Here is a 10,788-nt window from a genome sequence, read left to right as displayed (position 1 = left end):
AAATGGAAAGATCGCCAAAATGCGGCGTATTTTCCGTTCGATCCAGGCATGTTTAATCAGAACAATCACCATTGCTGCAAGGCAGTATATGTAAAATACCAGATAGGTTGTAATAATAAGAGGTCCCTGGATATACGTACCGTCGGGGCTGATATCAAACAATAATTTACAGGGAAGGTTAAGAAGCACCAGGAACAGATAAAGTATTCCCGGGATACATGACCAACCGATTACTTTAAAAATGCCCTCATGATTCTCATATACCGTCGCCGTTGTATAGTAAAAATAGGCCATTCCCATCAGCGGAGTTGCTATAAAATAAATGATTGTAACCGCCCAGGAAACCTGATATGGCACATACTGGGGAAATGCCAAAAATGCTGTGGATAATATATTCGAAAACATGGCGCAAAAAGTCGCCAAAAAACAGCATTGAAATAAACGATTCTTCAAGGATGGAAGCAAATCCCCTTTTCTTGCATAAGACCAGATGATAATGAGAAAAACTACGGAAATACATTCCGCTGCCACATTCCACCTCAAAACTTCACCTTCTTCCTCTTTATCATCTGACAAATATTCCCGGGTATCCGTCTTCCCTGAACGCTTGTCTGTAATTTTACAATTTATTAATGATTATAACCGATTTGTGGAAATAATTCAATCTATTGTGATAAACATTGCATCCCCAAACGAAAAAAAACGATACCTTTCCTTCACTGCCGTTTCATACGCATTCATAATATTCTCTTTCCCAGCCAGCGCTGACACCAGCATCAAAAGCGTGGATTCCGGCAGATGGAAATTTGTGATCAAATGATCGATCATCTTAAACTGATAACCAGGATAGATAAAGATCTCCGTCCATCCGCTTCCTGCTTTCAGAATGCCATTTTCATCTGTGGCTGATTCCAAAGTACGGCAGCTGGTCGTTCCCACAGAGATTACTTTCCCGCCATTTTTTTTAGTTTCGTTAATGATGTGCGCCTGATCTTCTTCTACCACGTAAAATTCAGAATGCATATGGTGTTCCGTAACATCTTCAACTTTAACAGGCCGGAAGGTTCCAAGCCCAACATGAAGTGTCACATGGGCTATCTGAATCCCTTTTTTCTGAATTTCTTCCAGCAGCTCCGGTGTAAAATGCAGACCTGCCGTAGGTGCTGCTGCGGAGCCGTCATTCTTTGCATAAACCGTCTGATAACGATTCTTGTCTTTCAGCTGGTGGGTAATATATGGCGGCAGAGGCATCTGGCCCAGCTGATCCAGGATTTCTTCAAAAACTCCTTCATAGGAAAACTGAATCAGACGGTTCCCCTCTTCTACCACATCGATGACTTCGCCCACTAAAAGTCCTTCCCCAAATGAGATCTTGGTTCCGGGCTTTGCCTTCTTACCTGGCTTCACTAATGTTTCCCATATATTATTTTCTTTGCGCTTCAGCAAAAGAACCTCAATTTTAGCATCTGTGCCAACCTTGTTTCCGAAAAGACGTGCCGGAATTACTTTTGTATCATTAACAACCAGGCAGTCTCCGGGATTTAAATAATGTACGATATCTTTAAAGATCTCATGACGGATTTCTCCGGTTTTTCTATCTAAGACTAAAAGTCTGGAACTGGAACGGTCTTCCAGCGGATCCTGAGCGATTAATTCCTGTGGTAAGTCAAAATAAAAATCTGAAGTTTTCATGTGCAGCTCTCCTATATTTTCTGATTATGTATGAATTTTTTCTAAACTTTCTATAGTATAGCATCGTTCCCGCTGCCTTTCAAGAGCGTATCACATAGAAGCCTTTCACATAGAAGCCTTTCACAACGCCTATCACATAGTGGCGGTACCTGCCATGCTGTGCCCGCTAAGGGTGTGCGCAGTTACACCACATAAGACTCACAGGAATTGGCTCTCATCCTCACATCAAAAGAAGACCTTAGCAAATTGCTAAAGTCTTGTGTCAGAACATGGTAATATGGCAGCCTGCCGGATAATTTTCTGATAAATTATCCGGCACACCATGGTATTAATACCCTAATAAAGGCAGCACATTTCTTGGTTCTTCAATAATTACCAGATCAGCCTTTACGTCCGTATAGTGTTCCTGATCGTGTATGATGACGAGTTTATGTCCTTCAAAATATTTGATATAATTTGCAAATACTTCAGAGGATAGCGTTGTCCCCAGTAAAAGCAATACATCTGCCTTTTCAATTTCCTCTGTTGTTTTCGTCATCAATCTGCTGTCTACCATCTCTCCAAAGAGGGATACCATGGGTCGTATGGGTATCTTGCATGTTTCACAGATTGGCATGCCTTTCGCCTTTAACATGTAATCCAGGGAATACTCTTTTTTACAGCGTGGACACTGATTATGATAAATACTTCCATGAAGGTTGATGATATTTTTGCATCCCATCTGCCTGCCGTGTTCATAGATATTGGCAGTAACGATACACTGCAGTTTACCGGCCCGTTCCATTGCAGCCAGTGCCGAAGCGGACTCCGTTATTTCCGGCGGATTCTCCAGCATTTCATGAATATAAAAGTCAAAAAACTGTTCCGGTCTGGTGCTGTAAAAAGCGCTTGAGAATATTTCTTCCGGTGACGCATCATACTTCTGCTCAATCTCGTAAGCCCGCAAAGGTTTTTTAACGCCTGTGTATCCGCCTTCTTCCATCATGCCGGAACCGCATAATGCTACGGTGTACTGGCTTTCTTCCAGTATCCTTTTTAAATGCTCAATCTTAGTCATATTTTCTGCCTCCTTCCTGCTCAAACCGGGCAATACAGCTTCTCTGTAATCATAATGCAGAAACCGGCGATCACGCTGGTAACTGCTGCGCTAATTCAGATTCACTATAGTTTAAGATGCCGCCCGGTAATAATCTGTTAAAATAATTATACAATTATTTTATATAAAATACCATTGATACTGTATGAAATTCAAATCCAAATTATTTCCAATTGGCAAAGATCATGTAATTTCTCCTAAACATGTCCAGCTAACCCAGCATTTTACTATTTATTTCGCCCCGATCTCCCATTGGATGTGCATATATGCTTCCCTAAATTCTTCATTTGCAAAATAACCAACGTCAGGCAAATCATAAAAGTCAGCAAGTCTGCTATTGGACCGGACCACAATACTCCGTTTAGGCCAATGGCGGAAGTCAGTACAACGGCGGAGAGTATTTTAAATACCAGCTGATATGACAGGGAAATTGCCGCTGCCTGAGCCGGTTTTCCAATCGCCTGGAAGAACACACCGGTAATTGTCTGAAATCCAAAGAAAATATACAGCAGAAAATACCTCTGGAAAAATTTTCTGGAAAATTCCATATATAACTGGTTCTCTGTATTTCCAAATAAATGTATAATCGGTTCCGGAAAAAACACAAATAATACGGTAGCTGCCACCGATGTTATGGTCCCAATCAGAATTGCCATTCCATATGCCTTTTTTACACGTATATAATTCTTGGCTCCATAATTATAACCTACAATTGGCTGCATTCCTATTCCAATCCCAAGCAGTATGGTAAATAAAATCTCCTGCACTTTCATGGAAATCCCATATGCGGTAAGGGGAATTTCGCTTCCATATATCGTTGCTGCCCCATAATGCACAATTAAATTATTGTTCACAACCATAACAAGTGAAAATGCCAGCTGGTCACTAAAGCTGGAAATGCCAAGACCGCAAATTTCTCGTACTGTCTCAAACTGAAGTTTTAAAATACCTTTGGTTATTTTAATGCTCCTGAATTTCCGGAGATAGCATACGGATAAAACAAAGGAAACCATTTGTCCAATAAAGGTTGACCAGGCAGCACCTTTCATCCCCCATCCAAAACCAAAAATGAACACCGGATCCAGACACCCGTTTACCAATGCTCCGATTATCATGGATGCCATTGCATATTTCGGACTGCCATCTGCACGAATGACAGAATTTAAGGATGTGCTGATCATAATAAAAGGCAGACCCATGACAATGATGTACCCATACTCTTTTGCATAAGGCATCAGCATTTCTGTTGCGCCCAGTACGGTGAGGATCGGTTCTAAAAACAACAGCCCCACAGTCATAGCCAGAAGGCTGACACCTGTTATCAGCAGGATTGCATTTCCCACCCCTTTTGCAGCATCTTGTTCCTTTCCCGCTCCCAGCCGCAGACTGAAATATGCCGCTGTACCATCTCCAATGAGCAGCGACAGTGCCAGAGTCACCAGGGTGATGAGCAGCACTACATTTGCAGCCCCGTTCCCCAGATAGCCCACTCCTCTTCCGATAAAAATCTGGTCTACAATGTTGTACAGGGCATTTATCAGCATTGCCACCACACTTGGAATTGCAAATTTGGCAATTAACATCCCAATGGACCCGGTACCCAATATATTTTCCTGTTGATTTGATTGCTTTTGACTTAATTGCTTTTGTTTTAATTGCTGTTCCATCTATTTTTCCTCCAAAGCGGTGGCTGTTCTCATCCCCCGCTGTTTTACTTTTTTAATTTGCCCACAAAAAGAAGGCCGCTTAAGCCGCCTTCTGTCCGGGAGCATTTTCCCAATACAAAAGGCTGCAGACAAAACATCGTCCACAGCCTATTGATATCTGCATCTGCCATCGGAAACGGGTACACAAAAAGAAGTATAGCTGCCTACACTTTTGTATACGTTTCGATGAAACAAAGTAAGTTATCTATGTTCCGGCTTTGCACAACGTTTCATCGTTCTGTTTTGTCCAAAGCCCTCTCTTCTTCTCATTACATTGCTTAAAATGCACATCATAATAAATTTCCTTTTCCCGTTGATATAAAATCCTTATCTCATATTATAGGCAAAGCTAAGTCTTCTGTCAACATAAAAACGAGCTTCCCTACTTTTCATCACAGACCTGAAAGATGTAAAATTTCAGATAATAGGATTCCTGTGCCGCCCAGAGTATTGGATGGTCGGCTGCCTGTGTCCTGTATTCCACCTGGCGGAGCCTTTTATGTACATTCCCGGCTGCTTCCCGAATGGTCTTGGCAAACAGTTCCGGATCCATAAAATGAGAACAGGAACAGGTTGCCAGGTATCCTCCGTCTTTTACCAGCTTCATTCCCCTCAGATTGATCTCCCGATAGCCTTTCACTGCATTTTTGATAGAATTTCTGGACTTGGTAAATGCAGGCGGGTCCAGTATGACAACGTCAAACTTTTCGCCATTTTTTTCAAGCTCGGGAAGAAGTTCGAATACATCCTGGCACAGAAAGCAGACCCGTTCTTCCAGACCATTCAACACTGCATTTTGTTTCGCCTGGAGTACCGCAAGTTCTGATGCGTCTACACCCAGAACCTCTTTTGCCCCTGCCGCTCCTGCATTTAAAGCAAAGGAACCGGTATGGGTAAAACAGTCCAGCACTTTTTTGTCCTTACACAGCTTTTGGATTGCAAGGCGGTTATATTTTTGATCCAGGAAAAATCCGGTCTTTTGCCCGTCTTCTACATCTACCATATATTTCACGCCATTTTCTACAATTTCCACCTTTGTATCAAATGGTTCGGAAAGAAACCCTTTTGTCCGTTCAAGTCCTTCCTGAAGGCGTACCTTTGCATCGCTTCTCTCATAGATGCCGCGTATTTTTATGCCATCCTCCTTAAGCACTTTCTGCAGCAAATCCAGGATCTTCACTTTTAAACGATCTATCCCAAGAGCCAGTGACTCAACCACAAGAACATCCGCAAATTTATCTACCACCAGTCCCGGAAAGAAATCTGCCTCTCCAAAGATTACGCGGCAGCTGGAAGTATCCACCGTTGCCTTGCGGTATTCCCATGCGTCTCTCACACGCATTTCCAAAAACGCATCATCAATCAGGGTATCCTTTTTTCTGGACATCATACGGATTGTAATTTTCGATCTGGTATTTATAAATCCCCTTCCCAGAAAATATCCGTCAAAATCTTCCACACAGACGATATCTCCATTGATAAAATCTCCTTCAATCCGGTCAATTTCATTGTCAAAAATCCACATCCCGCCAGATTTCAGCAGGCGGCCTTCGCCTTTTTTTATTCTCACAACTGTCTGTTCCATATTGTTGTTCCTCTCTATTCGCTTTAAAATTTAACTCCCGGCTTTAAACAGCCACGGGAAGTCAGAAGCAAGTTATAAAACATACTCTCGTGTTATTATATTTCATTTGAGGAGGCATGTAAACAAATTTTGTTGTCGTTGTTATGAGACAGTTGTCCGGCAAATTCCGGGATTAAACTCTATCACAAAAAGAACAGCGGGTCAGACAATAACCATGCCGCCCCCTGTTCTTTTAACTATAACGCTTATTTACAATTATCAGTGCAATGCAGTGCCAGCGCTTCATATGCTCTTAATATAATGTGGTTTCCTTCTGTGCGCATTTCTCCATAATTGCTGAAAATCTTATCCCAGCTGCCGCTGCCATCCAGTACCATCTTCGATTCTTTGTTCTGGTAATTATGGATTGCTAAAATCTCTCCTTCAGCCGACACTCTTCTATAGGCAATTATATTCTGGTCTTCGGTTTCTTCCGGAACAAAGGTTCCTTCCGTGAGAATATTTTTATATTTCCCGGATTTTCTAAGCTGTATGAGCTTCTTATAAAAATTCAGTACGGAATCTTCATTTTTCAACTCACTGGCCACGTTTATTTCCGGATAATTTTTATTTACTTTCAGCCAGGTGCTCTCTGCGCCTGAGAAGCCGGCATTCTTCTCATCGCTCCACTGCATGGGAGTTCTGCTGTTGTCACGGCTTCTTCTGCCTGCCAGTTCAAATGCCTGCTCCGATGACATTCCAGAATTCACAGCCCGCTGGTACTGATCCTTTGTTGCCGGATCATTATAATCATCCATGCTGTCCATAAGGATATTACTCATGCCGATTTCCTGACCCTGGTAAATAAAGGGTGTTCCGCGAAGCAGCATAAAAAGAGATGCCAGCATGGTAGTACTGTATTGATTAATATCTCCCTCTGGCAGATATTTATTAAGAGAACGGGGCTGATCGTGATTCTCCAGGTACAGCGCTCCCCAGCCGCGTTTCTGAGTTTCCAGCTGGCTGTGGAACATATTCCGTTTTAAATCCTGCAGGGTCCAGTTGGTTGGTTTATACCACTCACCGGTCTGGGGGATATCGATATCCGCATAACTGAAATCAAATACCATGGAAAAGAACCCATTCTCTCCAATAAAATGATCCAGCAGTTCTTCCGGAACATTAGCCTCCGCTACGGTCATACTGTTGTGGGGCTGAAATGTTCTTTCTTTTAATTCTGATAAAAACACTTCGATTCCAGCCTGGTTTGCAATCCCTTTACCGACAAAACACATGCCGTCTTCACCGTCAGGTTCAAATGTAACGGCTTGAAAATTCTTCTTAATATTGGAAATGGCATCAATCCGGAATCCGCCAAGGCCTTTATCCAGCCAGTAATTGATCATTTTGTAAATTTCTTCCCGCAGTTTGGGATTCTCCCAGTTCAGGTCCGGCTGCTTTTTGCTGAATGCGTGTAAATAGTAACGGTTATCACCTGCTTTTTCCCACGCAGATCCCCCAAAATGAGACCGCCAGTTATTCGGAGGCCCGCCGTCTACCCCTTCTTTAAAGATGTAATAGTCCGCATATTCACTCCCCGGATCCTGCAATGCTTCCCGGAACCAGACATGTTCATCGGATGTGTGGTTTACCACCAGATCCATTAATATCCGGATGCCTCTTTTTCCTGCCTCCCCAATCAGCCGGTCCAGATCCTCATCCGTACCAAAGCTTTCATCTACGTGATAATAGTCAGAGATGTCATAGCCATTGTCATCCATTGGAGACTGGTACACCGGGCAGATCCACAGAACATCAATCCCCAGATCCTGCAGGTAATCCAGTCTCTCTATAATCCCCTGGATATCCCCGATTCCATCCTCATTGGAATCCTGAAAGCTTTTCGGATAACACTGGTATACAACTGCATTTTTCCACCACTTCTTTTCCATTCCGTCACCCCTTTACTGCCCCATCGGCAATCCCCTTCATAATATATTTCTGCAAAAACAGATACACGATAATAATTGGAATAATCGTAACCAGAACTGCCGGGAAAATCAATTCCCAGGAATTACTGTATTGTCCCGATACCATCTTGGCGAAATAAAGCTCCAGGGTAAGGGTCTTATACTGGGAGTTACCAATTGTTAAAAATGGCAGCAGATAATCATTCCAGATCCAGATTCCATTTAAAATGATTACCGTAACCGTTGTGGATTTCAGCATGGGAAATACCACCTTGAAAAACATCTGAAAAATAGAGGCTCCATCTATGGCTGCGGCTTCTTCCAAAGACTGCGGCACACTTTTTAAAAACCCATGATATAAGAAAATCGACATGCTGAGCCCAAATCCGCAATACATTAAAATCAATCCAGCCAGGTTACGAAGCTGCAGCCTATCGAATACACTGAGCAGGGGATACATTACTGATTGAAAGGGAATCAGCATTGCAGCCGTGAACAGTAAAAACGCTGCCTGGGACCATTTCGTTTTATTTCTCACCATCATCCATGCCGCCAGGGAAGATACAATAACCAGAACAAATACAGAAACACCGGTAATAAACAAAGTAATTCCAAATCCCTGGACAAAATGAATCTGACTCAGAGCACTTTTTATATAATCCAAAGTCCACACTGCTGGCAGTGCCATGGGGGAATCAACGATTTCAGCCTGGCTCTTAAAGGAGTTCAGAATCAGAAACGCAATGGGAAATAACGTATATAATGCCATAATAACCAGTAAGATACGAACAAGAACTGCTCCTGCTTTTCTTTTCATTACATTTCTACCTCCTTTTTCTTCGTATAGGACACCTGTATTAAGCCTACAATTGCAATTAAGATAAAGAATATGACTGCCTGTGCCTGGGCAAGACCGTAATCCGGCGGTCTGGTATCTTTTGTCGTCCTTAAGATCTGTAACGCCAGAAGCCTGGTATTAAAGTTTCCATCTGTAAGCGCAACGTTCTGATCCAGCAGTTTGAAGCAGTTAGATAAGGTTAAAAATAAAACGATGGTAAAGGACGGCATCAGCATGGGCAATGTAATTTTTCTGAATTTGGTAAAGGCGCCTGCTCCATCAATGGAAGCTGCCTCATACAAATCACTGGAAATATTATTGATTCCGGCTACAAAGATCAGCATCATATAACCTGCCATCTGCCACACCACCATGATTACCAGGGCAACCAGTGTTTTGGTGGAATCCTGGGTCATATTTGTCAAAAACGGGATATGGAAAAGCCCCTCTTCCCCAAATAACATTTTGGAATATACAATCTGAAAGATGAACTGCCAGATAAAGCCAAGTGCCAGGCCGCCAAGAAGGTTCGGCATAAAAAAGATGGTACGGTAAACACCGCTTCCTTTTCTTAAGACACTGATCATCATTGCCATTACAAGACCAGCCACACTTACGGCAATTACAGCCATAAGGGTGAATTTCAATGTATAGAGTAAAGCGTCCAAAAACTGGCTGTTCTGAAATACCTTTGCATAATTACGCAGCCCTACAAATGATTCAAAAGCATTGGCACCTCCATGGAAATAGGTTCCCCTCCATGCGGAAAATGAATAAAATACACCTATGATAAAAGGTATTACGATAACTCCGATAAACAGAATCACTGCCGGCAGCAGCAACGGCTTAAACCATTTCTTATAATATTTTTCCATCTTAATCTTCCTCCCCTAATTTTCTTAAGGCTTTCCATTGGCTGATACATTCATCGGCTATCTTTTCATAGGCATCCGGTTCCCAGTCTTCCCTGATAAAGTACTGTTCCATCAAAATCTTACCATATACTTCCTGCCCCCAGGTGGGCGGCGCTCCGTTGAATGGATTTGACAGCACATTTCCCTCCCTTAGATATCCGATCAATGCGTTATTTAAGGGATTCTCAAATTCTACGGATGCATCTGCGGTAAACGGTATAAAAGCAAAGTCATTGATAATAAAGTCCTGTCCTTCTTTTGATGTATTCAGCCAGTATAGGAATTGCTCCGCTTTTTCCTGCTCTTCCGGTGATGCTTTTTTGTTAATCGCATAGTAGCTTGGAACAAATTCCGGTACGGAACGGTTAAACTTCTCTACCGTCATCCCCGGCACTTTGATATCTTCCTGTGTAAACGGCATTTTGACCGGCAGCATGGTAATCGTTTTCACGATCTCCTGATTTATTTTTTCGATATTACTGTATACCCAGTTTCCCTGTTTGATAAAAATAGATTTGTGATCTGCAAATATCTGAATTGCCTGGTCATATCCGCTGGTTGTGGAATTAATAAAGTCAGGACTACGCTTCAATGCCCCTTTTGCTCCCGCCGCATGGCTTGTCATCAGATCTTCCAGCTGAATGGACTTTTCCAGAGGGGATTTTAATTCATCCACCTGTTCATCCTCAGCATTCTGGGCAGCGGATAAGCTGTCCAGCACTGCATTCAATGCAAAATTGCTCATGTGATCACCGTAAGTCCATTTCTCTGCACCGGCTACTGCAAACACTCCGTTAAGCTGGCTGGAAATTTCGTTTTTTTCCGGCTGGAAGGTATATGCATTGCCACTTAGTTGAACGGTTCCCGCGGTACCATTTTGTATGTAATCATCCGCAGCAATTACCAGGGCTTCAAATTCATCGTAAGTGGCTGTCTTAAAATCTTCCAGCCATTTCTCTGTGTTTTCTTCCCCGAATAAAGCATCTACCATATTGGTGTCTATGATAT

8 protein-coding genes and 1 pseudogene are annotated in these 10,788 nt (G+C 42.5%); all 9 read right to left on the bottom strand.

Features of this window, described 5'->3' with window-relative positions; all coding sequences use genetic code 11:
* A pseudogene (locus ACH2DQ_RS20765) lies at nucleotides 1-543 on the bottom strand (diguanylate phosphodiesterase); the annotation flags it as partial.
* Nucleotides 544-660: 117 nt separating this feature from the next.
* The gene (gene queA, locus ACH2DQ_RS20760) at nucleotides 661-1,692 is read right to left on the bottom strand and encodes a tRNA preQ1(34) S-adenosylmethionine ribosyltransferase-isomerase QueA (RefSeq protein ID WP_394913452.1); all 1,032 of its coding nucleotides are present in this window, start codon (nucleotides 1,690-1,692) and stop codon (nucleotides 661-663) included.
* A 328-nt stretch (nucleotides 1,693-2,020) separates the two neighbouring features.
* The gene (locus ACH2DQ_RS20755; protein WP_394913451.1) at nucleotides 2,021-2,749 is read right to left on the bottom strand and encodes an NAD-dependent deacetylase; all 729 of its coding nucleotides are present in this window, start codon (nucleotides 2,747-2,749) and stop codon (nucleotides 2,021-2,023) included.
* 266 nt (nucleotides 2,750-3,015) lie between these two features.
* Nucleotides 3,016-4,455, bottom strand: a complete 1,440-nt coding sequence (locus ACH2DQ_RS20750; RefSeq protein WP_395028145.1) for an MATE family efflux transporter — start codon at nucleotides 4,453-4,455, stop codon at nucleotides 3,016-3,018.
* Between the two features lie 421 nt (nucleotides 4,456-4,876).
* A complete protein-coding gene (locus ACH2DQ_RS20745) occupies nucleotides 4,877-6,079 on the bottom strand; it encodes a class I SAM-dependent rRNA methyltransferase (protein WP_394913449.1) in 1,203 nt (400 codons plus the stop codon).
* Between the two features lie 245 nt (nucleotides 6,080-6,324).
* Nucleotides 6,325-8,010, bottom strand: a complete 1,686-nt coding sequence (locus tag ACH2DQ_RS20740; protein ID WP_394913448.1) for an alpha-glucosidase — start codon at nucleotides 8,008-8,010, stop codon at nucleotides 6,325-6,327.
* 4 nt (nucleotides 8,011-8,014) lie between these two features.
* Entirely contained in the window at nucleotides 8,015-8,845 is an 831-nt protein-coding gene (locus ACH2DQ_RS20735) for a carbohydrate ABC transporter permease (protein ID WP_394913447.1), read from the bottom strand.
* Nucleotides 8,845-9,741 carry a carbohydrate ABC transporter permease gene (locus ACH2DQ_RS20730; RefSeq protein ID WP_394913446.1) on the bottom strand — a complete coding sequence of 299 codons (897 nt, stop codon included), beginning with the start codon at nucleotides 9,739-9,741 and terminating at the stop codon, nucleotides 8,845-8,847. The genes ACH2DQ_RS20735 and ACH2DQ_RS20730 overlap by 1 nt, the downstream gene beginning before the upstream one ends.
* Before the next feature lies 1 nt (nucleotide 9,742).
* Nucleotides 9,743-10,788 (bottom strand): extracellular solute-binding protein (locus ACH2DQ_RS20725; RefSeq protein WP_395028141.1); only part of this gene is annotated, 1,046 nt, incomplete at its 5' end.

The organism is Robinsoniella sp., assembly GCF_034124845.1.
The sequence above is the reverse complement of the archived record's forward strand: the minus strand, read 5'-3'. Positions and strand labels throughout refer to the sequence as shown.